General features: G+C 63.7%; 29 protein-coding genes. 6 read left to right on the forward strand and 23 right to left on the reverse strand.

All coding sequences use genetic code 11. The features are described from left to right. The first annotated feature begins 30 nt into the window (after positions 1 to 30). Entirely contained in the window at positions 31 to 825 is a 795-nt protein-coding gene (locus tag V1293_RS10645; RefSeq protein WP_334509192.1) for a pentapeptide repeat-containing protein, read from the forward strand. Between the two features lie 35 nt (positions 826 to 860). Continuing rightward, the gene (locus V1293_RS10650) at positions 861 to 1,205 is read left to right on the forward strand and encodes a hypothetical protein (protein WP_334509195.1); all 345 of its coding nucleotides are present in this window, start codon (positions 861 to 863) and stop codon (positions 1,203 to 1,205) included. A gap of 28 nt (positions 1,206 to 1,233) precedes the next feature. Here V1293_RS10650 and V1293_RS10655 read toward each other — a convergent pair whose 3' ends face one another. The 10 genes from V1293_RS10655 to V1293_RS10700 form a co-directional block, all read right to left on the reverse strand. Continuing rightward, positions 1,234 to 1,470 (reverse strand): hypothetical protein, encoded by a 237-nt coding sequence (locus V1293_RS10655; protein ID WP_212420591.1) that lies wholly within the window; start codon positions 1,468 to 1,470, stop codon positions 1,234 to 1,236. Between the two features lie 106 nt (positions 1,471 to 1,576). Beyond that, a complete protein-coding gene (locus tag V1293_RS10660) occupies positions 1,577 to 2,449 on the reverse strand; it encodes a hypothetical protein (protein ID WP_442894228.1) in 873 nt (290 codons plus the stop codon). Positions 2,450 to 2,771: 322 nt separating this feature from the next. Further along, on the reverse strand, positions 2,772 to 2,852 hold the full coding sequence (pqqA, locus tag V1293_RS10665) for a pyrroloquinoline quinone precursor peptide PqqA (protein ID WP_072824652.1): 81 nt from the start codon (positions 2,850 to 2,852) through the stop codon (positions 2,772 to 2,774). Positions 2,853 to 3,178: 326 nt separating this feature from the next. Beyond that, positions 3,179 to 3,508, reverse strand: a complete 330-nt coding sequence (locus V1293_RS10670) for a hypothetical protein (RefSeq protein WP_334509201.1) — start codon at positions 3,506 to 3,508, stop codon at positions 3,179 to 3,181. A gap of 470 nt (positions 3,509 to 3,978) precedes the next feature. Next, positions 3,979 to 5,475 carry an ABC transporter substrate-binding protein gene (locus V1293_RS10675; protein WP_334509203.1) on the reverse strand — a complete coding sequence of 499 codons (1,497 nt, stop codon included), beginning with the start codon at positions 5,473 to 5,475 and terminating at the stop codon, positions 3,979 to 3,981. Between the two features lie 51 nt (positions 5,476 to 5,526). After that, positions 5,527 to 6,552 carry an ABC transporter ATP-binding protein gene (locus V1293_RS10680; protein ID WP_442894342.1) on the reverse strand — a complete coding sequence of 342 codons (1,026 nt, stop codon included), beginning with the start codon at positions 6,550 to 6,552 and terminating at the stop codon, positions 5,527 to 5,529. Between the two features lie 2 nt (positions 6,553 to 6,554). Then, positions 6,555 to 7,568, reverse strand: a complete 1,014-nt coding sequence (locus V1293_RS10685; protein WP_334509207.1) for an ABC transporter ATP-binding protein — start codon at positions 7,566 to 7,568, stop codon at positions 6,555 to 6,557. Between the two features lie 2 nt (positions 7,569 to 7,570). Beyond that, positions 7,571 to 8,467, reverse strand: a complete 897-nt coding sequence (locus tag V1293_RS10690; protein WP_334509208.1) for an ABC transporter permease — start codon at positions 8,465 to 8,467, stop codon at positions 7,571 to 7,573. Beyond that, a complete protein-coding gene (locus V1293_RS10695; RefSeq protein WP_334509209.1) occupies positions 8,464 to 9,414 on the reverse strand; it encodes an ABC transporter permease in 951 nt (316 codons plus the stop codon). Before V1293_RS10695 ends, V1293_RS10690 begins: the two co-directional genes overlap by 4 nt. 86 nt (positions 9,415 to 9,500) lie before the next feature. After that, entirely contained in the window at positions 9,501 to 10,931 is a 1,431-nt protein-coding gene (locus tag V1293_RS10700) for an amidase (RefSeq protein ID WP_334509210.1), read from the reverse strand. Between the two features lie 104 nt (positions 10,932 to 11,035). Here V1293_RS10700 and V1293_RS10705 point away from each other — a divergent pair, with 104 nt between their 5' ends. After that, positions 11,036 to 11,923, forward strand: a complete 888-nt coding sequence (locus V1293_RS10705) for a LysR family transcriptional regulator (RefSeq protein WP_334509211.1) — start codon at positions 11,036 to 11,038, stop codon at positions 11,921 to 11,923. 33 nt (positions 11,924 to 11,956) lie between these two features. Here the strand turns inward: V1293_RS10705 and V1293_RS10710 are convergent, their stop codons facing one another. Genes V1293_RS10710 through phnG form a run of 9 tightly spaced genes read right to left on the reverse strand, consistent with a single transcriptional unit; the run spans position 11,957 to position 18,895 of the window. After that, positions 11,957 to 12,568 carry a pyridoxamine 5'-phosphate oxidase family protein gene (locus V1293_RS10710; RefSeq protein ID WP_334509212.1) on the reverse strand — a complete coding sequence of 204 codons (612 nt, stop codon included), beginning with the start codon at positions 12,566 to 12,568 and terminating at the stop codon, positions 11,957 to 11,959. Between the two features lie 14 nt (positions 12,569 to 12,582). Continuing rightward, positions 12,583 to 13,182, reverse strand: coding sequence for a phosphonate metabolism protein/1,5-bisphosphokinase (PRPP-forming) PhnN (gene phnN / locus V1293_RS10715; RefSeq protein ID WP_334509214.1), 600 nt, complete (start codon positions 13,180 to 13,182; stop codon positions 12,583 to 12,585). Beyond that, the gene (locus tag V1293_RS10720; RefSeq protein WP_334509217.1) at positions 13,179 to 14,330 is read right to left on the reverse strand and encodes an alpha-D-ribose 1-methylphosphonate 5-triphosphate diphosphatase; all 1,152 of its coding nucleotides are present in this window, start codon (positions 14,328 to 14,330) and stop codon (positions 13,179 to 13,181) included. Before V1293_RS10720 ends, phnN begins: the two co-directional genes overlap by 4 nt. A gap of 15 nt (positions 14,331 to 14,345) precedes the next feature. Next, positions 14,346 to 15,044 (reverse strand): phosphonate C-P lyase system protein PhnL, encoded by a 699-nt coding sequence (gene phnL, locus V1293_RS10725; protein WP_334509218.1) that lies wholly within the window; start codon positions 15,042 to 15,044, stop codon positions 14,346 to 14,348. Between the two features lie 8 nt (positions 15,045 to 15,052). Beyond that, positions 15,053 to 15,853 carry a phosphonate C-P lyase system protein PhnK gene (gene phnK / locus V1293_RS10730; protein WP_334509219.1) on the reverse strand — a complete coding sequence of 267 codons (801 nt, stop codon included), beginning with the start codon at positions 15,851 to 15,853 and terminating at the stop codon, positions 15,053 to 15,055. After that, a complete protein-coding gene (locus V1293_RS10735) occupies positions 15,846 to 16,730 on the reverse strand; it encodes an alpha-D-ribose 1-methylphosphonate 5-phosphate C-P-lyase PhnJ (RefSeq protein ID WP_334509220.1) in 885 nt (294 codons plus the stop codon). Before V1293_RS10735 ends, phnK begins: the two co-directional genes overlap by 8 nt. After that, entirely contained in the window at positions 16,727 to 17,830 is a 1,104-nt protein-coding gene (locus tag V1293_RS10740; RefSeq protein WP_334509222.1) for a carbon-phosphorus lyase complex subunit PhnI, read from the reverse strand. Before V1293_RS10740 ends, V1293_RS10735 begins: the two co-directional genes overlap by 4 nt. A 2-nt stretch (positions 17,831 to 17,832) precedes the next feature. Next, positions 17,833 to 18,438, reverse strand: coding sequence for a phosphonate C-P lyase system protein PhnH (phnH, locus tag V1293_RS10745; RefSeq protein ID WP_334509225.1), 606 nt, complete (start codon positions 18,436 to 18,438; stop codon positions 17,833 to 17,835). Between the two features lies 1 nt (position 18,439). After that, entirely contained in the window at positions 18,440 to 18,895 is a 456-nt protein-coding gene (phnG, locus tag V1293_RS10750; RefSeq protein WP_334509228.1) for a phosphonate C-P lyase system protein PhnG, read from the reverse strand. Between the two features lie 131 nt (positions 18,896 to 19,026). Between phnG and phnF the strand changes: the two genes are divergently transcribed. Next, positions 19,027 to 19,758, forward strand: a complete 732-nt coding sequence (gene phnF, locus V1293_RS10755; protein WP_334509231.1) for a phosphonate metabolism transcriptional regulator PhnF — start codon at positions 19,027 to 19,029, stop codon at positions 19,756 to 19,758. Between the two features lie 92 nt (positions 19,759 to 19,850). Here the strand turns inward: phnF and phnE (V1293_RS10760) are convergent, their stop codons facing one another. The 4 genes from phnE (V1293_RS10760) to phnC all read right to left on the reverse strand — a co-directional run bounded on the left by phnE (V1293_RS10760) (position 19,851) and on the right by phnC (position 23,533). Next, positions 19,851 to 20,699, reverse strand: coding sequence for a phosphonate ABC transporter, permease protein PhnE (phnE, locus tag V1293_RS10760; protein WP_334509233.1), 849 nt, complete (start codon positions 20,697 to 20,699; stop codon positions 19,851 to 19,853). Further along, on the reverse strand, positions 20,696 to 21,580 hold the full coding sequence (gene phnE, locus V1293_RS10765) for a phosphonate ABC transporter, permease protein PhnE (RefSeq protein WP_334509235.1): 885 nt from the start codon (positions 21,578 to 21,580) through the stop codon (positions 20,696 to 20,698). The genes phnE (V1293_RS10760) and phnE (V1293_RS10765) overlap by 4 nt, the downstream gene beginning before the upstream one ends. 125 nt (positions 21,581 to 21,705) lie before the next feature. Further along, positions 21,706 to 22,641, reverse strand: coding sequence for a phosphonate ABC transporter substrate-binding protein (phnD, locus tag V1293_RS10770; RefSeq protein ID WP_334509237.1), 936 nt, complete (start codon positions 22,639 to 22,641; stop codon positions 21,706 to 21,708). Positions 22,642 to 22,717: 76 nt separating this feature from the next. Continuing rightward, positions 22,718 to 23,533, reverse strand: coding sequence for a phosphonate ABC transporter ATP-binding protein (phnC, locus tag V1293_RS10775; RefSeq protein ID WP_334509239.1), 816 nt, complete (start codon positions 23,531 to 23,533; stop codon positions 22,718 to 22,720). Positions 23,534 to 23,739: 206 nt separating this feature from the next. On the opposite strand from phnC, the gene V1293_RS10780 reads away from it, so the two are divergent. After that, the gene (locus V1293_RS10780; RefSeq protein WP_334509241.1) at positions 23,740 to 24,405 is read left to right on the forward strand and encodes a transferase hexapeptide repeat family protein; all 666 of its coding nucleotides are present in this window, start codon (positions 23,740 to 23,742) and stop codon (positions 24,403 to 24,405) included. Further along, on the forward strand, positions 24,402 to 25,595 hold the full coding sequence (locus tag V1293_RS10785; RefSeq protein ID WP_334509242.1) for an alpha-D-ribose 1-methylphosphonate 5-triphosphate diphosphatase: 1,194 nt from the start codon (positions 24,402 to 24,404) through the stop codon (positions 25,593 to 25,595). The genes V1293_RS10780 and V1293_RS10785 overlap by 4 nt, the downstream gene beginning before the upstream one ends. Positions 25,596 to 25,599 lie beyond the last annotated feature (4 nt).

The following is a 25,599-nucleotide window of genomic DNA, read 5'->3' on the forward strand; positions in this document are numbered from 1 at the left end:
TGCTAACATGCAGCATCGACGGGGTTGACGATGAAACGCTCGATCGGAATCGCAGCTCTCGGTCTTGCTCTTGTGACTATGACGGCGACAGCGCAGGACATGATGCGTCACGTGGACCTGTCGTCGCCCGATATGGTCTCGGCCGAAATGACCCGGGGAGAGGTCGAGGCAGCGCTCGCTGCGGCGACCACCGCCGCGCCAGCCGATTTTACAGGAAAGAGATTATCCGGCCTCGACCTTTCCGGGCTGAATTTGTCCGGCGCGATTTTCCGCGCGGCACGGCTCAACAAGACAAAGCTCGCCGGCGCCAGACTCGACCGTGCCATCCTCGACCAGGCATGGCTGCTCGAGGCGGACCTGACCGGCGCAAGCCTGAAGGGCGCAAACCTGTTCGCTTCGCAGATGCCTCGCGCCCGCCTCGACGGCGCCGATCTCTCGGGCGCACGCATCGCTGCTGATCTCACCGGCGCTAGCCTCGTCGGAGCTTCCATCGCGGACGCAAATTTGGGCGCCGACATGCGTAACCAGTCGATGGGCCTGATGCGCGCGATACTAAGATCCGCGAATCTGGAACGGCTGAATGCGCGCGGTGCCGACCTGTCGCGTGTCGATCTCGAATTTGCCGCGCTGAAGGGCAGCGACCTCACCAGCGCTTCTCTCAAGGGAGCCCAGCTCGGAGGAGCCGACTTGACCGGTATCACCGTCATCGATACCGATTTCGACGGTGCCGATCTCGATTCAGCCAGGTTGATCGCCCCAATCGGCCTCGACCGGGCGAGAAATTTCGATAAGGCCAAAAATCGAGACCGTCTGATAAAGCAATGACGGCTCTGAACATTCCGCGATGAAAGGATTGCCCGATGCGATGGACTCTGGCTTTGGTGGCCCTGCTGTCAGCGAGCGCCAATGAAGCGGCCGCGCAGGGAAAAGGCGTCCGATTGTGGAATTTGACCACCGCGACCATTTCGGAGTTTCAGCTTTCCCCCGCCGGAAAGAGCGACTGGGGTCCCAACCAGACCCTGAACGACAAGGACAAGGAAGTCGACCACGACGAACGCCTGCGTATCACGGGGGTGGAGCCAGGACGCTATGACGCCAAGGTCGGCTATCGCGGCTCGAAACATTGCTTCGTGCGCGGCATCGAGATCAAGGCCGACGCCGTGTTTTCGATCGCGGACAAGGATTTGAAGGACTGCAACAAGTAGCCGCTACGGCCTCCTCGCCGACGATGGTTCAGCCTGCGGACCACACGGCATCCTGGAATGCCTTTTGGTTGTTACGCGGATATTCGCAGCGCCATTTCACCGCTGTCCATTTCGGATGCTCGCCAACCCACTGCGCGATGTAGGGCTGCGCCGCCATGACGCACTGCCGTAACGAAACATCTGAAGAAAAGACCAGATGGGTTTCCTCGCAGGTGGTCGGCGAGAGCACCGCACAGACGGTCACGATCAAATCTATCGCAGTCATGGCTGAGATCCCTTGAATTGCTCCCGAATAGATAACGCAAAAAGCTACGGTAACAGGTGGCGGAAAGTTTCACTACACCGTGAAAGCCGGAAATCCGGCCAGAGCCCTAAAAGTTAACGCCAAATACCAACCGGGCCTGATGGCGTTCGAAATTGACGAGATCAAGGCTGGCAGTTGACCCCGCCGGACGCCCCCAGGCCTGAATGCTCCAGCTCGCGGTCAGTCGCGAGCTTTTCGACAACTGGAAATACGCGGTGGGACCGACAAACAACGCCTGTCCTGCAAGTTCCTCCAGGCCGATCCCCTCGTATTTCCGCAAGTAACGCGCTTCACCGCCCAGGAGGAAACCGGGACCCAACTGCGCCATTAGCCCAAGCGCCGCTCCTGCGGTGGATTCCCGCTCCATCACACCACTGCCGACAAAGCGCGTCCACTCCGGTTCGTAGATCAGGTTGAACGCCGCGACGACGCGGTCCGGCACGAGCTCCCGGTCGAACGCCAGCCTGAACTCCGTTCCGAAACTCCGGACCGTTTCAGCCGTCGTCTCATCGACCCGATGGGCGTGCGCCTCCGCCGCGAACGTGAGCCCGAATGGCGCCGTTTCCCGATCGAGAAAGCGGTAGCGCAGATCGAGCGACCCACCCTGCCACGATAGCCGGCGCTGGTCGTCAAGACCTGGCACGCCACTGATCAGGTGTGACGCAAACGCGCTTCCGATCTCGATTCGAAAATTCCGGACAGGCACAAACTCAAGTTCGAACTCCTGGCCGACGGCCCGATAACGCCCGCCGTTCTTGCCGAAGCGTCCGGTCGTCTCGCTTTGAAACTCCCGTTCGCCGACATTGCCGACATCGGTGCCGATCATGAAGCCGAACAGATGCTCGGTATCGATGCCCTCGGCATGGACGCAGGCCGGCAACAGCACAGCAAGAGACACGACCGCCGCCTGAAAAGTCTTTGCACGCGTGGATATTCGCATTCAGCGGGTCACGGGGTTGAACGGGTAAGTCCGGCGGCGTCAGCCGAGGGCATACCCTAGCATGATGCGGGGACCGTCGGCGAGCCATGGGAACATGTGGAATACAGGCGGGAGAGAGAGGAATCAGGACCGGACCGCCTTCCGGCGGCCGTCTACAGGGGCTCCTGTCCACTTTGGCGATATCCACTCTGGCAGGATCCGCGCCCTGCTTGCTGAAGGCTGTGGAGAACTTGCAGGAATCATACAGCTTGGGATCGGACAGCTTGCCCGGCCCGCAGCGACAAGCTGTTGCCGGAGCCGGGCAGACCGTTCGACGCGTTTGTTATTTACGCGCCGCGCAGGCGTACATGTTGATTTCCATGCCCACCGGCACTTCCACAATCTTCGGAGTTTTCCAACTCATCAGGGTTTCTCCCAAGCAGTGCTGGCACGACATTCGTGCCGGCACCAAAACTAGGTTGACCTCGAACATAGCGCAAGCTCGGAAGGTCAATCGCTGAAGCATTTTGGACACGCCTGACGTCAGAAACTTCCCTCTTGGACAAAGCTACTTCGCTCTTGGACAAGGCAGGCAAACGCGAGGGGCGGATCGACGCATGCATCGAATCGATCACGCTTCGCGAATTCGATTTACCTTCCGAAGCCGACCGGCGAAGGCGGAGACTTCGGACGGGTTGTTGACGTGCTTGCCGAAGCGGCGACACTCCGTCACCGCCTTCAGCTCAGCCTTCAGCAATCCTTGTCCGCGGCCTTGCTATCAGCTTTGGCACCTTCTTTGGCGCCTTCGGCCTGCTGTGCAGCCGTCGGCTCGCCTTGCATCTGCCGCTGCGTATCCTGCGAAGACGCTGCAACGTCGCCGGTCGTTCGATTCATCGTGTCGGTCGGCGGATGTTGACCGGTGTTGCCGGCCATACCCGTTGTCTGGCTGTCGCCCATCTTGGCGGGGCCGGAGCCCGCGTCCTTCAGGCTGGCGGCGCGGCCGGTGTCACAGGGACCAGCCAATGCTGCGCCGGTGCTCAAAACCAGGATGGAGCAACCGGCAATCACGAGCTGTTTCATTTTCATCTGTCTCTCCTGTTCTCGTGAAGCACGCACGACGTGTGAGAGGCAACCGACCCATTGCTTGCAGGTTCCGGGTGGCTACGTGAATCCTGACATGTTTAATCTGAAACCCGGACCCTTTTGGCGAGGCCAGCTATGGAACCGATTCAGCGAGGGTTGATCACTGTTCTTTTCACTACGTGTTTGGGATCGGCGGCCTTTGCCCAGGACAGGCAGCCTGACCAAACCGCACCAAATGCCGAGACCGCTGTACCCGCCAACGGGCCCTCGCTGACCGGAAAAGAGCGCATGGGCAGAAAGTGGATGGACGAGCAACGGATCGACAATTGCAACGTGCCGATCAACAAGCGCGGGAGCAGGCCACGATCCAGCACCTGCCTCCATGTTCCTTCGGGATGATCGGCCGCGACGGCGCAGCGGTACGACTGCGCAACATGATCCCGCGCCGTCGCACGTGTCCGCCGCGGCTATTCCCAGGCCCAGGCGGAGAAGTCGTTCTCGAATTGCGGGACTTCCTTCCACACGCCCTTCAGCTTCTTGTTCGCGATGGTGATCCATTGCGGCTGGAACAGGAAGCCGGCGACCGCGTCGGTCGCCAGCATGCGCTGCGCGTCGCCGAGCAATTTGGCGCGCTCGGCCTCGGCCGGTGTTGCCCTGATCTGCTGGTAGAGCGCGTTGAAGGCTTCGTTGTTGTAGCCGAGATAGTAGTCGGACTCGGTCAGCTTCACGAGGTCGAACGGCTCGACATGCGAGACGATGGTGAGATCGAAATTGTGCGGACCGTTACCGGCGAACACCTGTGACAGCCACTGCGCCCATTCGACGTTCTCGATCTTGGCGATGATGCCGACCTTGGCGAGCTGGGCTGCGAGGACTTCGCCGCCCTGCCGCGCGTAAGGCGGCGGCGGCAGCTTGAGGCTGAGCTCCAGCGGCGTCTTCACGCCCGCTTCCGCCAGCAGCTTCTTGGCCTTTTCGGGGTCGTAGGGATTGATGCCTGTCGTGTCGACGTAACCCAGCGATCCCGGCGTATAGAAGCTGCCGATCGGCGCGCCAAAGCCATCGACGGCGCCGTCGATCATCGCCTTGCGATCGATGGCGGCGAGAATGGCGCGGCGAACCCGCACATCGTCGAGCGGCTTCTTCCGTTCGTTGATGCCGACGATGGTCTTGGCCTTGGAGCCGCCGATCAACACATTGAAGCGCGGATCGGCCTTGAACTGCGCCACGCTGCGCGCCACTGCGGCACGCGGAAACGCGTCGACGTCGCCCGACAACAGCCCCGCGACTTGCGCCGAGGGATCGCTGACAAAGCGGATGGTCACCTTGGAAAGCTTGATCGCGGCGGCGTTGCGATAATCCGGCCATTTGTTCAGGGTGATCGACGATCCCTTGGCCCAGGCGCCGAGCGTATAGGGTCCGGTGCCGACCGGCTGCGTCGCATTGGTCGGCGCGCTCTTCGGCTCAACGATCGAGCCGCCCGCCTGCCCCAGCAGGAACGGCAAGTTCGGTTCGGAATATTTGAGCACGACCACGATGGTTTCCGCATCGGGCGCGGTGACCTGCTCAAACGCCTGGTACAGGCTCTTGTCCTTGTTGGTGCTGGTCGGCACCGCGTTGCGTTCATAGGAGAACTTTACCGCCGCGGAATCGAACGGCTCGCCGTTATGGAATTTGACGCCCTTGCGGAGCTTGAACGTATAGGTCTTCAGGTCGGCCGACGCCTGCCAGCTCTCGGCGAGCAACGGCGATACCGAACCGTCCTCGTTGATCTTGGTCAACGTCTCATAGAGGTTGTAGAGCGTGACCTCGGCGATCGCCGCAGCCGCCGCGTTGGTGGGATCGAGCCCCGGCGGCTCCAGCCCCATGCCCATGACGACGCTGTCCTTCTTGCCCTGCGCGAAGCTCGGCAGCGGCGTTGCGGCGAACGCGGCGGCCACCGCGACAATGGTCAGTTTTTTCAGCATGTTACTCCCCCGAATATCTCAGACAATTTTAGTGCAGTCCCGTGTAAAAGGCTAACCCTCCGCCGAGACCGGCGGCAGCGCCATCACGGCCTTGGCGTGGTGGCATGCGGCAAGGTGCGCTGTGCCGACGTTGCGCAGCGCCGGCGCGGTGTCGCGGCAATGCTGGTCGGCCAGTGGACAGCGCGATGCGTAGGCGCATCCTGTCGCGCCGGTCGACTGCGAAGCGATCTGTTGGGCGCCGCGGCGGCGGCGTACCCCGCCGGCCCGGGCGCGCGGCACGGCCTCGAGCAACGCCCGCGTGTAGGGGTGGGCGCAATGCGCGAACAGATCCTCAGGGCTCCCCTGCTCGACGATCCGGCCGAGATACATCACCGCGATCTCGTCGCAGAGATAATCCACCACCGCGAGATCGTGGCTGATCAGGACGTAGCTCAACCCGAACTGGTCCTGCAGGTCTTGCAGGAGATTGAGCACCTGCGCCTGCACGGAGACGTCGAGCGCACTGACCGGCTCATCGGCGACAATCAGTTTTGGCTGGGTGATCAGCGCACGCGCGATCGCGATGCGCTGGCGCTGGCCGCCGGAGAATTCATGCGGGAACTTGTCCATGTCGGCGTCGCGCAGCCCGACCTGCCGCAGCACGCCGGCAACGCGCTGGCGCAGCGTGGCGCGATCCATGCGTCCGAGCGCGGTCAAAGGCTCCGCGACGATACGTGCAACGGTCTGTCGTGGGTCCAGCGAGCCATAGGGATCCTGAAACACCATCTGGAAATCACGCCGGGCGCGGCGCAACTCGTCAGCCGGCATCCGGTGCAGGTCACGGCCCATCAGCGACACCGAGCCCGACGACGGCTGTTCCAGCGCCATCACCAGCCGCGCGAAGGTCGACTTTCCCGATCCGGACTCGCCGACCACGCCAAGGCTTCGGCCTGCCATCACCTGCGCGGTGACGCCGTTGAGCGCATGCACCTGCCCGGCCGGCTTGAACATGCTTTCGCGCGGCAGTGTGTAGCGCTGCATCAGATCCTTCACATCGAGCAGCGGCTGCTCGGCGGGTGGCGGCGTCTGTTCAAGCATGGTCATGCGCCCAACGCTCCAACCGCCTCGGCCATCGAAACATCCGTCCTGAGACAGCGCACGCCATGGCCGGCGCCGACGTCCACTGCGGCCGGCAGCGCCACACGGCAACGATCTTCGACGATCGCGCAACGGTCAGCGAAGGTGCAGCCGGCGGGCAGATCGGCAAGTTCGGGCACGGTGCCGGCGATGGTCTTCAGCCTTGTGCCCTTCCGCGCACCAAGGCGCGGGCGAGCGCGAAACAGACCCTGCGTATAGGGATGCCCCATGCGCGTGAACACGGCATTCGTCGCGCCGTTCTCGACGACGGTGCCGCCATACATCACGATCATACGCTGCACATTCTCGGCGATGACGCCGAGATCGTGCGAAATCAGGATCATCGACATGCCGCGCTCGGCAACGAGGTCTGCAATCAGATCGAGGATCTGTCCCTGGATCGTAACGTCGAGCGCCGTGGTCGGCTCATCGGCGATCAGCACGTCGGGCTGGCAGGCCAGCGCCATGGCAATGGTCACGCGCTGGCGCTGGCCGCCCGAGAACTGATGCGGATAGGAATCGACGCGTTTTGCCGCATCGGGAAGGCCGACACGATCGAGCAAGGCGATGGCTTCCTTGCGCGCCTCTGCCGCCGAGCAATTGGTGTGGCGCCGCAACGGCTCGGCCACCTGACGGCCGATCGTGTGCATCGGATTGAGCGCGGTCATCGGCTCCTGGAAGATCATGCTGATGCGGTTGCCGCGCAGCTTGCAGTAATTCGTATCCGACAGCCCCACCAGCTCGCTGCCATCGAGGCGGATGCTGCCGCTGATGACGGCGCTCTCGGGCAGCAGGCCCATCAGCGCGAGCACGGTGACGGATTTGCCGCATCCGGATTCGCCGACGAGGCCGAGGGTCTCGCCGCGCTTCAGCGCGAAGCTGACGCCGCGAACGGCCTGCGCGGGCCCGCGGCTGGTGTTGAGCCGGACGCCGAGATCCCTGACTTCGATCAAAGGTGCGTTGGCTGATACGCTCATGCTCAACGCTCCCGCGCCAGCCGGGGATCGAGCAGGTCGCGCAACCCGTCGCCGAGCAGATTGAGGCCAAGCACGGCGACGGCGATCGCAGCGCCCGGATAGACCGCGAGCATCGGCGACTGGAACAGCAGCGTCTGCGCGTCGTTCAGCATGCGGCCCCAGGACGGCTGCGGCGGCTGCGTGCCGAGCCCGAGATAGGACAGCGCCGCTTCGGCCAGGATCGCGAGTGCGAACTGGATCGTCCCCTGCACGATCAGGATCGGCAGGACGTTCGGCAGCACGTGCTCGATGGTGATGCGGAAGCCGCCTTTGCCGGAGGCGCGCGCGGCCAGCACGAACTCCCGCGCCCAGATCGCATTGGCCGATCCACGGGTCAGCCGGACCAGGGTTGGGATCTGGAAGATGCCGATGGCGATGATCGAGGTCACCATGCCCGGGCCGGCGACGGCGGCCAGCATGATCGCCGAGAGCACCGCGGGAAATGCGAAGGTGAAGTCGCTCATCCGCATGATGAGTTCTTCGGTCCAGCCCCTGCGCGCGGAGGCGATCAGCCCAAGGCACACCCCGAAGGTGAGGCCGATCCCGACGGCGATGATGCCGACCATGATGGTGGAGCGGGCGCCGACCAGCAGCAACGAGACGATATCGCGGCCAAGCACGTCGGTGCCGAGCCAGTGCGCAGCCGACGGCGGCCGCAGCTTGGAAGCCACGTCGATTTCATAGGCTGACCACGGCGTCCAGACCAGCGACAGCAGGGCAGCACACAGCACCATCAGACTGAGAGTGCCGCCCGCAACAAAGCTGCGATGGCGCAGCGCGCGGCGCCAGAAGCCGGTCGCGAGCCGCGGACGCGCGGTGGTGGCCGCAACCTCGACTGAGGCGCTCAGCGGGGTGCTCATAGGTTGTGTACCTTGATGCGCGGATCGATGAAGGCATAGAGCACATCGACCACGAAGTTGACGATGACGACCACGGCTGCCAGCAGCATCACGCAGTTGCGCACCACGATCAGGTCGCGATTGGCGATCGACTGGAAGATCAGCCGGCCGAGACCCGGCAGATAGAACACGTTCTCGATCACGATCGTGCCCGCCAGCAGATTGGCGAACTGTAAACCCATCACCGTCATGACGGGGATCATCGCGTTGCGCAGCACATGGCGCCACAATACGTCGCGTTTGCTCAAGCCCTTGGCGCGCGCGGTGCGCACGAAATCCTCGCGCAGCACCTCGAGTACCGCGGAGCGCGTGACCCGTGCGAGGATCGCCGCCTGCACCACCGATAGCGAGATCGCCGGCAACAGCAGCGACTTGATCCCGGCGATGATGCTTTCGTCCCAGCCCGCAAATCCGCCGGCCGAAAGCCATTGCAGCTTCACCGAGAACAGCAGGATCAGCAGGATGGCGAACCAGAAGTTGGGAAGCGCTATCCCGAACTGCGTCAGCGACATCACACCTACATCGCCGAGCTTGTTGTGATTTGCCGCCGTATAGATGCCGGCGGACAGAGCCAGCACGACCGTCATGGACATGGACATGATCGCCAATGGAATTGTCAGCGTGAGACGCTCCGCAATCAATGCTGCAACAGGCGTGCCATAGGCATAGCTGTTGCCGAGATCGCCCGTCAGCAGCCCCGCGATCCAATGGACGTACCGATAGTGCAGCGGTTGATCCAGCCCGAGCTTGACCGTCAGCGCCCGGACCGCATCAGGCGAGGCATCCGCGCCCATCAGCATCTGCGCGGCGTTGCCGGGCAAGGCATCCAGGACAAGGAAGATAATCAGCGACGCGCCGACCAGCGTCGCTATCAGCGTCAGAAAGCGGCGGAAAATGAAGACGCTCAAGTCCAGATTCCCTTGTTGGCGGCCAATCCCTTGTTAGCGGCCAATCCCTTGTTAGCAGGCACGTGTGGCGCCAGCCACATTTTCGCTTAGCCGGCCAGGCTCGGCCAGCGGCCAAGCAGATCTTGCGAGGTCTCAAACAGCGCGCTGACGCGCAGCAATTCGACGTCTCCACGGAATTGCCCGACCAACTGGATGCCGATCGGCAGGCCATCCGCATCAAAGCCGCAGGGCAGACTGACGGCGGGATGACCGGTCATGTTGAACGGCATCGTCCAGGGAAACCAGCTCGGCCGCACGTCGCTGAATACCCGCCCGTCGATTTCTATCGTGCCGAACAGGTCCTGATCGATCGGAAGCGCGGTTCGGGTGATGGTTGGCATCGCGACAATGTCGACCCTTTGCAACAATGTCTGAACCCGCCGGAACAGGGCCGTACGGTCAAACATCGCCCGTTGATAGTCAACACCGCTGACCTTCGTGGCCAGCGCCAGTTGCTTCATGAAGGTCTCGCTCAGCACGTCGCCATGGTCGGCCGCAAGCTTCTCGAACCGCGCGCGCCACGCGGTGTGATTGATGGCGCGCCAGATCGGCTCCACCTCAAATCCGTCGCCGGACATTTCCTCGACCTCGGCCCCAAGGGCCTCCAGCCTGGCAAGCGCGACCTTGAATGCCGCGACGACATCGGCCGCAACCGGCCGGCCGGGCGGCGCGAGGCAGAATGCAATCTTGCGCCCGCGCAGATCGCCGTTCGGCGCCGATCCGTCGACAAAGTTCCACTGCGGAAATCCGATCGACCACGGATCAGAAGCGTCTTCTCCCGACATCGCCTGCATCATCAAGGCGGTGTCTGCGACGGTGCGCGTCGTCGGCGTCACATAGGTCTGGTTGCCGAACGCGTCCTGCACCTGGCTGTGGGGAATAACGCCGTTGCTTTGCTTCAGCCCGACAACGCCGTTGCAGGCTGACGGAATCCGCGTCGAGCCGCCGCCATCCGTCGCGATCGCAAGAGGTGCAATGCCGCTGGCAACCGCAACCGCCGCTCCCCCGCTTGAACCACCGCTCGAGCGCGCGCCACTCCAGGCATTGCGCGTGCGGCCGAACAATGGCGAGTCCGTCAGGCACTTGGTGCCGAACTCGGGCGTCGTGGTCTTGCCCAAGAGGATGGCACCCTCTGCCCGCATGCGCGCCACGGCGACCGCATCATGGTCGGGAATGTTGTCCTTGTAGGGGATCGCTCCGAAGGTCGTTCGCACCCCCTTGGTGTTGACGATATCCTTCACGGTGAACGGAATGCCGTGAAGCAGGCCGAGCCGCCCCCCGGCCATGACCTCACGCTCCGCATTCTTCGCCTCGGCCATCGCCTCATCGCCGCACAGCGTGATGAAGCAGTTCAGCCCGGGCTGCATTCGCTCGGCACGCGCAAGAACGGCGCGCGTGATTTCGACCGGCGAAACATCCTTGCGGGCGATCCGCGCGCGGAGTTCGGTCGCAGGCAGCAAGCACAGTTCATCGCTCATCGCGCTAAAATCCCCTGGGTCGAATGACGCAAAGATGACATCCACATTGACTTCAGGTCCAATACCGTCACACAACTGACCCATACGAGATCGGTATAGCAAAAATGGACCTCCGGCGTCTCCGCTATTTCGTTGCCGTAGCAGAAGAGCGCAGCGTTGGCCGGGCGGCCGTCCGCCTGCGCATGGCGCAGCCGCCATTGTCGGTCCAGATCCGCAAATTGGAATCGGAAGTAGGAACCCCGCTGTTTCGCCGGGGCACGCGAGGGATGGAGTTGACCGCGGCCGGTCGCGCCTTGTTGTCGCGCGCGCGTGAAGCGCTGGCGCTAACGGCCGAAGGTTTTGAGGCAGCCCGCGCGGTGGCGGCGGGGCGCCGGGGAAGACTGTCGGTCGGTTACATGTTCGCGCTCGCTCACGCCATGTTGCCGAGGCTGGTTCCGGAACTTCGAAGGGCCCTTCCCAAGGTCGATCTGGAGTTCATCGAACTGAGCGCATCGACGCGCGAGGCACGGCTGCTGGATCACAGCGTGACTGTCGCGCTGTGCATGCCGGCCATTCGCCACAGCGAGATCGAGGTCTCCACGATCGGAACGCAGCGATTGATGCTGGCCATGCCGGCCGGTTCGCATCTGGCGCGCGCAGCGGCCGTGCCGGTGAAAAAGCTGCAGGGCCGCCCGCTGATAAGCTTGCCCGGACCTGCCGAGGATCCCGCGACCTCCGTTGTGACGTCGCTGCTGAGGCGGCATCAGGTCAGCATGCCGGTCGCGAATCGGGTCGAGACGGTGCACTCGGCGCTCAGCCTCGTTCTTGCCGGCGAGGGCATGGCGATCCTTCCCGCCTGCGCCCAGCTCGGATGCCCGACCGGCGTCGTGTTCAGGCCCTTCCTCGACGCCGACGACGCCATCGACGTCGCGGTTTGCTGGCGCCGGGATTCTCTCAATCCGCTGGTCCGGAATTTTCTCAAATGCGCGGAAAAGGTGATCCGCCAGGCCTGATGCCATCGGCCGCCGGATCGCGAACTCAGCGCATCACCACATCGTCTGCCGCGCGCGCTCCGGCCATTCCCGATCGTATTTCTCGCCGCCGACGGCGTTGTCGCTCATCTCGGCAAGGATCTGGCCGGGCGTCGGCAGGCTTCGGGCGTCGACGCGCTTGTCTGGATTCCAGAGATCGGAGCGCACTATGGCGCGTGCGCACTGGAAGTAGACCTCCTCCACCGTCATGACGATGACGGTGCGCGGTGCCTTGCCCTCCATCTTGAACGACGCGAGCAGGTCCGGATCGGCGGAGACATGCGCGCGGCCGTTGATACGCAGCGTGCTGCCGGAGCCCGGGATGAGAAACAACAGCGCCACCCGGGGATCACGCACGATGTTGCGCAGCGAATCGCAACGGTTGTTGCCGCGGCGATCCGGCATCATCAGCGTCTTCTCGTCGTGGATGCGAACGAAGCCCGGCAGGTCGCCGCGCGGCGAACAATCCAGTCCCTCCGGCCCGCAGGTCGCCAGCGCCGCGAACGGTGAGTTGTCCATCAACGCCCGATAGGCCGGCGTGATCCTGTCCGCGACCTTGACCGTCGAGGCATCGTTAGGAAAGCCGTAGATGGCCTCGAGCTGCTCGATGGTCGCGACAACGGTCATTTCCGGTTTCCCTTTCAATCGTCCCATTTCTCGCCCTTGATGGCGCGGACGAGTTGGCGGGCATGGTATTCGGCACTGCTGATATTGACGATGGTCACGTCCGCCGCAACCAAGGCATCCTCGACCACCCGACCCAGGCGGTTTTCGACCGTGCCGTCGCTGCCTCGTGCCCGCATCGCAATCCGTTCAGCCAGAACGTTTGGCGGCGCCGTGATCGAAACCACCACCACGTCGGCATAGGCGCGGCGAATTGCGCCGATGACGGTGCGCGAGACGTTGGCGACGATGGTTCGTCCGGCGCGGATTTCGTCGTCGATCGCGCGCCACAGTGCGTAGCGGTGGCCGTGGGCTTCCCAATGCATGGCATACTCGCCACGCGTCAACGCTTCCTGAAACATGCCGATGCTGACCTCTTCGTTTTCCTCCGATGCCGATGCTTCACGCGTAATCACGCGTCGCGGAAACACGATGTTGCGATCATCGGCACAGGCTGCCTTGGCAAGGCCGAGCAGCGTATCCTTGCCCGCGCCGCTTGGGCCGACCACGAGCACCAGCCGGCCCGGCCCGATGGCAGCGGCCTGATCTGCTGTTGTGGTTGTCAGCGTCTCCGTCATGCCACCCGCCGCCCTTCCCGCCAGACGCTGCGCACCACCGGAATGCCGCGGGCGACATGCACCCGGATCAGATCGGCACGCTTGCCGGCTGCGATCTCGCCACGGTCCGCAAGGCCCACGGCTTCGGCCGGCGTCTTGGTGACCGTGCGGACGGCGGCGGCCAGGTCGATCGCCGGGACATGCAGCGGCAATTGCAGTGCTGCCATCAGCAGGCTCGAGGGGATGTAGTCGGACGACAGGATATCCAACAATCCCTCGCGGGCGAGATCGATGGCCGCGATGTTGCCGGAATGCGAACCACCCCGGACCACGTTCGGCGCCCCCATCAGGATGCCGATGCCGGCCTGATGCAGCCCGCGCGCAGCTTCCATCGTGGTCGGGAATTCCGCCACCGCAACACGATCCTGTATCGCGTCGGCGACATTTTCCTCGGTCGTGTCGTCGTGGCTGGCGAGCGGAATTTCATATTGATGGGCGAGCGCGACGATCTCACGCATGTTTGTCGCGGCATATGTCTTCTGATAGTGGAAGCGCTTCTCGAACAGCGCATCGAGCTCGGCGTCGGTTTTGCCGCCCCCCTTCCCGCGGTAGTAGTCGCGCAGCTTGACCTCGTCGCGGAACTGGCGCTGCCCCGGCGTGTGGTCCATCAGCGACATCAGCCGCACGTCCGGCCGGTCGACCAACTCCTTGGCTTCTTCGACCACACTCGGCATCGGGATTTCGCAGCGCAGGTGCAGGAAGTGATCGGCGCGAAGCAGGTTCGCATCGCGCGCGGATGTGATCGCTTCTGCAAGCACGCCTGCCCTGCCATCAACCTCCTCGGCGCCATCCTCACGCCAGACCCGCAGCGAATCCAGCACGGTCGTGATGCCCGAAGTAGCCAACTGTCCGTCGTAGGAGACCACCGCCGCGATCGGATCCCAGAACACCTTCGGGCGCGGCACATAGTGCATTTCCAGATGGTCGGTGTGCAGTTCGATCAGGCCGGGCATGATCAGGTCGCCGCCGGCATCCTCGCTACCTGCGGGCGCATTGCCTTCGCCGAATTCGGCGATGCGGCCATCGGCGAGAGCGGCCCAGCCACGCTCGATCACGCGATCGGCGAGCACGATGCGGGCGTTACCGAGGACGATGTCTTGCCTTGTCATCTCGCATCTCTTCCTTCAAGCCGCGGCGGCAAATGACGTCACGTCGACGATCCGGTCGGCGATCAGATGCCGAATTTCATCGTCATGGACGATCGCCACCATCGCAACGCCCTGACGTTTCTTCTCTTCAATCAACTCAACGACAACAGCGCGATTGGCCGCGTCGAGCGAGGCCGTGGGTTCATCCAGCAACAGAATCGGCAGGTCGGAGATGAAACCATGCGCGATGTTGACCCGCTGCTGTTCGCCGCCGGAGAATGTCGACGGCGGCAGTGCCCACAGCCGCTCGGGAATGTTGAGGCGGCGCAGCAGCGCGCCTGCCTGCTCGCGGGCTTCCGCGCGTGCAGATCCGTTCGCAATCAGGGGCTCCGCCACCACGTCCATGGTGGCAACCCGCGGCACCGCACGCAGGAACTGGCTGACATAGCCGATGGTCGAGCGGCGCACGCTGAGCACCTGCCGCGGCTCGGCCGTGGCAAGATCGATCACCGCGCCCCGATGCCGGATGCCGATCCGGCCGCCATCGCAGCGGTAATTGCCAAAGATCATTTTCAGGATCGAGGATTTGCCGGCGCCTGAAGGGCCCGACAGCACCACGCATTCGCCCGGCTCGACATGGAACGAGACGCCGCGCACCACGGGCAGCTCGACGCCGCCCTGCAGGTGCATCGTGAAGGTTTTCCCGGCGTTGTTAATGTCGATCATCGCAGTCATAGGCGCGCTCATGCCGGCAAAATCGAGGAAACGAGCAGTTGAGTGTAGGGCTCGCGGGGGTCGTCGAGTACCTGGTCGGTCAGGCCGGTCTCGATGACACGACCGCCCTTCATCACCATCACGCGATGCGACAGCAGCCGCGCCACAGCGAGATCATGGGTGACGACGATGGCGGCAAGGCCGAGCTCGCTGACGAGATTGCGCATCAGATCGAGCAGCCGCGCCTGCACCGATACGTCGAGCCCGCCGGTCGGCTCGTCCATGAACACCAGCCGCGGCTCAGTGACCAGATTGCGCGCGATCTGCAGCCGCTGCCGCATGCCACCCGAATAGGTCCGCGGCGCGTCGTCGATGCGTGCGGTATCGATGTCGACGCGCTCCAGCCAGGACGAGGCGCTGTCGCGGATACGGCCATAGTGATTCCAGCCTACCGCCATCAGCCGTTCGCCGACATTGGCGCCGGCCGAGACTGCCATCCGCAGGCCCAGCGCGGGGTCCTGATGCACATAGCCCCAGTCCGTGCGGAACAGAAAGCGGCGCTCGGCTTCGCCGAGGCTGGCGAGATCGCGCAACACGCCGTCCCGCATCCGGTACGACACGCGGCCGGCGCTCGGCGCGAGCTGCGCCGACAGCAGCTGCAAAAGCGTCGACTTGCCCGATCCGGACTCGCCGACGATCGCCAGCACTTCACCGGGGTAAAGCGAAAAGGATACGTCGCGGCAGGCGGTCAGCCGGCCATAGTTCTTGCCAAGGTGATCGGCGACCAGAAGCGGTTCGTCGTCCTGCACCGGATTATGCGGCTCAGCCATGCGCCCTCTCCTTGTGCGGTGCCGCGCTCTCGCTGCTGCGGTGGCCGGCCAACTGGCGGGACTCGCAATAATCGGTGTCGGAACAGACGAACATCCGTCCGCCCTTGTCATCGGTGACGATTTCGTCGAGGTAGGAATCGCCGGCGCCGCACAGCGCGCAGGGCGCGTCGAACCGGTAGCGCGTGAACGGGTGGTCCTCGAAATCGAGCGACACCACGTCGGTGTGCGGCGGGATCGCATAGATGCGCTTCTCACGTCCCGCGCCGAACAGTTGCAGTGCGGGGCAATTGTCCATCTTTGGATTGTCGAATTTCGGCGTCGGCGACGGGTCCATCACATAGCGCGCATTCACCTTCACCGGGTAGGCGTAGGAAGTCGCGATATGGCCGAAGCGCGCGATGTCTTCATACAGCTTGACATGCATCAGGCCATACTCGCCAAGCGCATGCATGCGCCGCGTCTCGGTCTCGCGCGGCTCCAGGAACCGCAGCGGCTCCGGGATCGGCACCTGATAGACCAGCACCTGCCCGGCATGCAGCGGCGCCTCGGGAATCCGGTGCCGGGTCTGGATCACGGTGGCGTCCGTCGTGGAGGTGGTGGTTGCGACGCCGGCGGTCTTGCCGAAGAATTTCCGAATCGAGATCGCGTTGGTGGTGTCGTCCGAACCCTGGTCAATCACCTTGAGCACGTCATCAGGCCCGAGGATCGCTGCTGTCACCTGCACGCCGCCGGTTCCCCAGCCATAGGGCATCGGCATCTCGCGGCTGGCGAACGGCACCTGATAGCCGGGGATCGCGATCGCCTTGAGGATCGCGCGACGGATCATTCGTTTTGTCTGCTCGTCGAGATAGGCGAAATTGTAAGCTGGCGCGTTCATTCCGCAGCCTCCTGCATTTGCGGGGCCTCGTTCGCCTCGGCGAATTCCTTGCGAAGCTTCCGCAGCAGGCCGAGTTCGGACTGGAAATCGACGTAGTGCGGCAATTTCAGATGCTCGACAAAGCCGGTCGCCTGCACATTGTCCGAGTGCGACATCACGAATTCCTCGTCCTGGCCGGGCGCAATCACCTCCTCGCCGAGCTCTCGGGCGCGCAGGCTGCGATCGACCAGCGCCATCGACATGGTCTTGCGCTCGCTTTGTCCGAACGCCAGGCCATAGCCGCGCGTAAAACATGGCGCTTCCGTCGCCGAGCCCTTGAACTGATTGACCATCTGGCATTCCGTCATCGCGATCGAACCGAGCGGAACGGCGAAGCCGGCATCCTCTGCCATGAATTCCACCTCCACCTCGCCGAAACGAATCTCGCCGGCAAAGGGGTGGTTGCGGCCATAGCCGCGCTGCGAGGAATATCCGAGCGCCAGCAGAAAGCCCTCGTCGGCGCGCGCCAGATTTTGCAGGCGCAGATCGCGATCCGCAGGGAAATTGAGCGGCTCGCGTGTCAGATCGCCGACGGGAGCGTCAGGATCCGCGACCGGCGACGGCTCGATCAGGCCATCGCGGCCAAGAATGTCGGTCACGCGCGGGGTCGCCGCGGCGGCGGCTTCCCCGGCCGTCGGAGCCTCGGGCGCGAACCCCTCGGCGAGTTGGGGGTCGAGCAGGCGATGGGTGTAATCGAACGTCGGACCAAGAATTTGCCCACCCGGAATATCCTTGAACGTGGAGGAAATCCGGCGGCGCACCTGCATCGCGCCGGTGTCGACCGGCTCGGTCGCGCCGAAACGTGGCAGCGTGGCGCGGAAAGCGCGCACCAGGAAGATCGCCTCGATCAGGTCGCCGCGCGCCTGCTTGATGGCGAGCGCCGCCAATTCGCGGTCGTAGAGCGAGCCTTCGGTCATGACGCGGTCGACGCCAAGCGAAAGCTGCTCGGAGATCTGGGCCAGCGACAATTCGGGAACGTCGCGGTCGCCGCGCCGCTCATGCGCCAGCAGGCGATGGGCGTTCTCGATGGCGCGCTCGCCTCCCTTGACGGCAACATACATGGTCAGCCTCCCCTCACGAGCCGGGTCGTGCGCGGTATGGCGACGATGGAATCGTCATGAACCAGCACGACATCGATGCCGCGCGGAAACAGTGCGGCGTTGATGGCCAACCGCTCGAACAGATCCCGCGGCCGGATTGAAGCGCGCAGCGTCGCCGAGCCGTCGATGCCGGGGCCCTGCAACTCGACCACGGGGCCATCCGTCAGGCTTTCGACCTGCAGAACCAGCGTCGTCGAGCGATCCGGATACTCATTGCTGCCGAACGCGAAGCGATCGAGCGCCGGAAGGTTTTCGGGATCTCCTATCAGCGCAAAACTGGCGATCGATGAATCCGTAACGACCGGCGCGCTGGTGTGGAACTTGAGCCACTCGGCGACATCCGCTGTCGCCGACATCCAGCCATCGAGCCAGACCGGCGTATCGTGGTCGAACAGGGTCAGCGCGATCGCGGCGGCGCCGCGCATCATCGTATCAGGCGCACCCGCTGCAGGCTGGATACGCTGAACGCTGCCGGGACGCGCCATTGCGTCCATGACGGACCGAAAGGTCGATTGCGCCGACAATACCTTGTCGGCAAATCCTGCGGGCAATTCGGCAACGCTCGTCATGTCAGCCCTCACCGCGCACCAGTGTGTAGAAATCGACCCGTGTTGCCGCGGCCTCCGCGACCTTGCGGTTTTGCCTTTCGATCATCACCGCACGCAGCGGTGCGACGACATGGGTTTCGATCGCACCAGCGAGCTCAGCCGACTGCACCATGGCGTCGCACAGCGCGATCAGCCTGGCCTTTTCCCGGTCGCGGCCCAGCGTGTAGCCAAAGCCGACCTCGCCAGTCGACAGCCGCACCGCGGCACGCGATACCGTCGCCTCGCCGAGATTGAACGGCGCACCGTCGCCGCCGACGCGGCCTCGCACCATCACGAGACCATTCTCGGGCTCACGCAGGTTTTCGTGGATCGGCAACACGATCGTCCCGAGACGCCCTTCTATGTCGGCTATTGCGGAATGAGCCAGCACCGCCATCACAGCCTTGCGCCGCGCCTGCCCGCCACCTTCGTTTTCCATACTTTCGTCGCTCGCCATCATATCGGCCTTGCCGGAATCAAGTTGTCTATGATACTAGACAACTTGATAACGAAGCGCCATGACGATTTCGTGACACCGAGGTGATTTTTGCCGATGCCCCATTTCGTTCCATGAGCGTCCAGGACGCGCCCTCCGGCGTCGCCTTGTGGCGGCAGGTCGCCGACGGCATCGAGCGCGGCATCGCCGACGGCCGCTTTGTTGCCGGCGAAAAGCTGCCGGGCGAGATCGAGATCGCCGAAACCTATCGGGTCAACCGCCACACCGTTCGCCGGGCGCTGGCCACGCTCGCCGAACGCGGCCTGGTGCGCGCCGAGCGCGGCAGCGGCACCTATGTCGAGACCCGGCGCCTCGCCTATCCCCTGCGCTCACGGACGCGCTTTTCTGAAATCGTCGGCGCCGGCGGCCGGGAGCCGCGCGGCCAATTCATCGACGCGACGGAGGAAGAAGCCACGCGCGAGCTGGCGCGAGAGCTTGGATTGAAGACCGGGGCGCCGCTGATCCGGATCGAATCGGTGCGGCTCGCCGACCGCGTGCCCATCTGCGTCAGCACCACCTGGCTTTCGGCCGAACGCTTCCCCGACGCCGGGAAGGTGTTCGCCAATCTGCGCTCGATGACCAAGCTGCTGGCGCATTACGGCATCCGGGATTTTCGCCGCGCGTCGACCCGGATCACCGCCGGTATCGTGGACGCGACCGACGCCGCGCGGCTAGACCTCGCGCTCGGACGTCCGGTGCTCGTGGTCGATAGCACCGACGTCGATACTGGTGGCGAGCCACTGACGACCAAGCGTTCGCGTTTTGCAGCGGAGCGCGTCGAGTTCTTGGTAGAGAATGGTTTGTAGGGTCCGCAAAGCGGGGCGTGCCCACCATTGGCGCCTGTGCGGGCCAATGGTGGGCACGGCGCTAACGCGCCTCTGCCCACCCTACAAAGTACCTACGCGACCGCCCGCTGTCCGATGATGGCAAAACGCAGTTTGCCCGAGATCCAGTCGATCGCGGCCACTGCGACCAAAATCATCAGGATCAGGAACGAGACCTTCTGCCACTCCAGCACGCGAATTTGCTCGGCCAGTTGCAGACCGATGCCGCCCGCCCCGACGATACCGATGATGGTGGCCGAGCGGGTATTCGATTCGATGAAGTAAAGCACCTGCCCCGCGATAACAGGCAGCACCTGGGGCATCAGGCCGAAGCGTATTTCGTGCAGCGCGTCGCCGCCGGAAGCCCTGATCCCCTCGACCTGCTTCCTGTCGGCGGCTTCGATGGCCTCGGAAAACAATTTGCCGAACGCGCCGAAGTCGGACAGCGCGATCGCCAGCACACCGGCAAACGGGCCGAGGCCAACAACGTTGATCCACACCAGCGCCCAGATCAGCGTATCGACACCGCGGATGGAATCAAGGAACCGCCGCACCGGGAAGCGAAGCAGGTTCGACGGAATGATGTTCCGCGCCGCCAGCAGGCTGACCGGCAGTGCCGCCACGGCAGCCAGGGTCGTGCCGAGCAGCGCGATCGACAGCGTCTCACCGAGGGCTGCGAGATAGGCGGGCAGCGAGGAGCCGGGATCGGGTGGAATCATCATCACCGTGATCCAGCCGAGCTGGCTCAGGCCCGACACCAGTTTGGCCGGCGAGAAGCCGAGATCGACCAGCCCGAACACGAAGATCGCGAACACAGCCAACATCACCGCCGGCATGGCGAGGCGCGCCGATGCGGGCCGGTCGAAGACATCAGGGTATTTGGTCCGGAGCGCGCCTGTATCCGGTTTCGGCAACTGGCTCATGCGCGAGCCTCCTTGCCGAACAGTTTTCCGCGCAGCCAGCCGGTCGTGATATCGATGACGAAGACGGTGACGATGATGGTGACGAGGATCGCGCTGACGTCGGAGTAATAGAACTTGCGGATCGCGACGACGAGCTCCTGCCCGATGCCGCCGGCGCCAACAAAACCCATCACCGAGGCCTCGCGGACATTGATCTCAAAGCGCAGCAGCGCATAGCTGGCATAACCCGCCGTGACCTGCGGCAACACCGCAAAGCGCATGCAGGAGAGCCAGCTTGCGCCGGTCGAGCGCACACCCTCTACCGGTTTCATGTCGGCGTTCTCGACAATCTCGGAGAACAACTTTCCGAGCGCGCCGGCGGAATGTACGGCGATTGCAAATACGCCCGCCATCGGCCCGAGGCCGAAGGCGATGACGAAAATCAGCGCGAATACGATGCCGGGAACCGTGCGCGCGAACTCGAGGAGACGCCGGACGACGAAGCGCAGCCATGGCGCGGGCGACGTGTTCTGCGCGGCGAAGAAATTCAGCACAAAGGCGAGGACCGCGCCGGTCAGGGTGCCGACATAGCTGATGAGAATGGTCTCGCCGAGCATCTTGAGCCACTTCTGCCAGCCCCAGAACCATTCACCGAAATTGGTCCATACCCGCGTGCCGTCTTCCAGGGTAAGAATGCGATCGAAATAGCTGACGAAGTTGCCGAAATAGCTGAAGAGCGTGCGCAGATTCACTTCCGCGCCGATCGCTGCGATAATCAACGCGGCGAAGAAAACTGCCGCCGCCAAAATCACCTTCAAACGTTTGCGCGCGACCGCCTTGCGATAGGTATCGTTGAGCACCGCCAGTTGCTGGTCTGGAAGGATGGATATGGCATTCGCCATCGGGATCACTGTGCCCAAGTGTTAAACAGAATAGGCGTTAAACAGAACGAGTGTTAAACAGAACGGCGTTAGACAGAAAAAGGCCGGGTCGCTTGGACCCGGCCAGGCTCGTCTAGGTCTATTGATCAGGACGCCTTCTTTTTACGCAACGCATCGACGAACTTGATCAATTCGACGGTGCCATCCCAGTCCTTGGTGGTGGCCGGATTGAAGCCCTTCTTCTGACCGTCGGACAGACGGTCGAACGCAGCCTTGTCCTTGGCCGGCGCTTCGGTGAAAGCCTTGGCAATTGCGGCCTTCAGATCGGCCGGGAGGTCCGAATTATAGGCGTAGGGCCCGTTGATGATCGGGGCCGATTTGTGGATGATCCGGAAGTCGTCCTTCTTCATCGGCGAACCGTCGGCGTTCTTCAGCATGCCCTTGTGCAGCATCTGGGCGAGCGTGGAATCGTCGTCGTTGGTCCACTGATTGGCGGCGACCTCAACGGTGCCCTGCGACAGCGCCAGCATGGCGTTCTCGTGGCTGCCGGTGAAGACGACCTTGCCGAAATAGCCATCGGCGTCGGAAATGCCGAGCTTGTCGAGTTCGAAGCGCGGCACGTTGTTGCCCGACGTCGAGTTCGGGTCGACCAGGCCGAGATTCTTGCCCTTCAGTTGATCGATGTTCTTGTAGGGGCTCGACGCCTTGACGAAGAACACCGAATAATAGCCGGTCGAACCGTCGGCATTGATGTCGTTGGCGAAGGCATCGGTCTTGACGCCGGTCAGCCGGGCGCGAGCGAACGACGCCGAGCCGTAGCTGGCGATATGGATATTGCCGGCGCGCTGGCCTTCGATCACGGCCGCGTAATCGTTGGCAATGCGTAATGTGACCTTGACGCCGAGTTCCTTGGAGAGATACGCGACGAACGGCGTCCAGCGCTCGGTCACGCCCGAGGCGTTTTCGGCCGGCACCACGGCAAAAGTCAGTTCCGGATATTTGTTCTTCCAGTCCTGCGCCAAGGCGGAAGCGGTAAACGCCAGCGCGGCCGCGCCGGCGAGAACGATACGACGAGTGATCATGGTGAGCCCTCTAGTTGTGGTTACGCCTCTTCGCCGAATGCAGGTTTGCAACCGGCTACCCGTACAGAAATGACACTCAGGCTGCGGCCGCCGTGCCGAGTTCAGGCATCGCCGCAGCGCCGGGTGCCTGCGCAGGCGCGCCACCCATGACGTCATCGGCTTCGAGATCGTAGAGTTCGCGCGCGATACGATCGGTCAGGGTCTCGGGCGCGCCATCGAACACCACCCGTCCCGCCGCCATGCCGATCAGGCGGTCGCAATAGCTTCGCGCGAGATCGAGCGAATGCAGGTTGCAGATCACGGTGATACCGAAATGCTTGTTGATGCGCAGCAGCGCATCCATCACGATCCGCGTGTTGCGGGGATCGAGCGAGGCGATCGGCTCGTCGGCGAGAATGATGTCGGGTTCTTGCACCAGCGCGCGTGCGATTGCGACGCGCTGCTGCTGGCCGCCGGAAAGCTGGTCGGCGCGCTGGGCGGCGATCGACGCCATATCGAACTGTTCCAGCGCCGACATCGCCAGCGCCCTGTCCTCTTCGGGCCAAAGCTGCGTCAGCGAGCGCCAGGACGGGATTTCGGCCAGCCGCCCCATCAGCACATTGGTCAGGACGTCGAGCCGGCCGACCAAATTGAACTGCTGAAAGATCATCGCGGAGCGCGCACGCCACTGCCGCAGATCCTTGCCGCGCAGCGCGGTCACGTCAACGCCTTCAAAGAGGATGCGCCCCTCGGAAGGTTCAGCGAGGCGGTTGATCATGCGAAGCAGCGTGGATTTGCCGGCGCCGGAGCGGCCGATCACGCCGACGAAGCTGCCGGGCGCGATCGAAAATGACGCGTTATCCACTGCGGCCTTGGTGCCGAACCGGCACGTCAAACCTTCTACCACCAGCATGCAATGCTCCAGAGTTCCAGTCGTGGAGCATCGCTAACGGCTCGATCTAACAGTTGTGTGACACGACTGCTGCGGTGCGGCGTTCCTCCACAGCCCTCGTCCACAGCCTTGGCAGGCGTCACGTATCCGTCATGATCCTGTCATCAAGCGCATCGAAGACGAGCGGACGCCAACGATCTTTCCCCGATTTCTGATGGACACCACCGATGGCCGGCAAGATGCTTTCCACTGAACCGGCCGTCGACCCCACCGCCTCGGTGCGCAACTGCCAGCTTGGCGCCTATACCGAGGTCGGCGCCCGGACCATCCTGCTCGAAGTCGAGATGGCCGACTATTCCTACGTCGTGAACGATTCGCAGATCACCTACACGACGATCGGAAAATTCTGTTCGATCGCGGCGATGACGCGGCTCAACCCGGGCAATCATCCGATGCACCGGGCATCACAAGCGCATTTCACCTACCGTGCCAGCAGCTATTTTCAGGGCGAGAGCGATGATGCCGATTTCTTTGCATGGCGGCGCGGGCATCACGTCCATATCGGCCATGACGTCTGGATCGGCCACGGCGCGGTCATTCTGCCCGGCCGCTCGATCGGCACCGGCGCAGTGATCGCGGCCGGCGCCATCGTGACCAGGGACGTCCCTGCCTACACAATCGTTGCAGGCAACCCGGCCCGGCCGATCAGGCGGCGCTTTCCCGAATCCGTCGCGGGCCGGCTTGCGGAGCTTGCATGGTGGGACTGGGACCATGAGACGCTTCGCCGCGCCCTGCCCGATTTCCGCAAGCTCGATGTCGAGGGCTTTCTCGACAAGTACGAATCGGCCGAAACATCCGTCCGTCAGCAATTCAACCAGAGTGCCGCATCGTGACCGAACTGTTCATTGAAGGTGGCCGAGCCCTGCTCGGCCATGAGATCCACAAAACCACGTTGCGGATTGCCGGCCGCGAGATCGTCGCCGTGGGTACGGATAGCAGCCACAGTTCGCCCGGCATCGATGCCGGCGGCTTGCTGGTGCTGCCGGGCATTGTCGACCTGCATGGCGATGCGTTCGAGCGACAGATGATGCCGCGCCCCGGCGTCGATTTTCCGATCGACGTCGCATTGATCGACAGCGACCGGCAGGCGGTAAGCAACGGGATCACGACCGTCTACCACGCCACGACCTGGTCGTGGGAGCCTGGCCTGCGCAGCGCGGACAATGCGCGGAAATTGCTGGAGGCGATCGAGCAGATGCGGCCGCAGCTCGCCGCCGACACCCGCTTCCATTTGCGGCACGAGACCTACAACCTCGACGCCGAAAGCGAGATCATCGACTGGCTGGGGCAAGGACGCGTCGACCTGTTCGCATTCAACGACCACATGGACTCGACCGTGGCGAGCCTCGCCAAGCCGCAGAAACGCAGCCGAATGGTCGAGCGCACGGGTCTCACCGATGAGGCGTTCGATCGCCTGGCGCAAAACGTGATCTCCCGCGGCCACGACGTACCGGCGTCGATCACCCGGCTGGCGCAGGCAGCGCGCATGGCTGATGTCCGGATGCTTTCACACGACGACGAAAGCCCGGCGATGCGGCAGGCCTTTCGTGCGCAGCGCGTTGCCATCGCCGAATTTCCGGTCAACGAGGAAACCGCCCGCGAGGCCGCCGCGGCTGGCGACTTCATCGTGTTCGGCGCGCCCAATGTCGTGCGCGGCGGCAGCCATACCGGCTGGACCAAGGCCTCCGATATGATCGCCAAGGGCCTCTGTTCAGTGCTCGCGTCGGACTATTATTATCCAGCGCCGCTGCTGGCGGCCTTCCGGCTTGCGGCCGACGGCGTGCTGCCGCTGGCGGAGGCGTGGCAATTGATCTCCTCGGCGCCGGCGCGAGCCGCCGGCCTCGCCGATCGCGGCCTGCTCGCCGCGGGACAGCGCGCCGACATCATTCTCGTCGATGACACGGCGCCGTTGCGCCCGCGGGTCGTCGCGGTCATTGCAGCGGGACGCCTCGTGCATCTGACGGAGGCGAACCGTCTCGTCCGTTCGTCCGTCGCGCCCCGCAAGGCAGTTGCGGCCGCGTGAGCGG

The organism is Bradyrhizobium sp. AZCC 1693 (assembly GCF_036924745.1).
Taxonomy (GTDB): domain Bacteria; phylum Pseudomonadota; class Alphaproteobacteria; order Rhizobiales; family Xanthobacteraceae; genus Bradyrhizobium.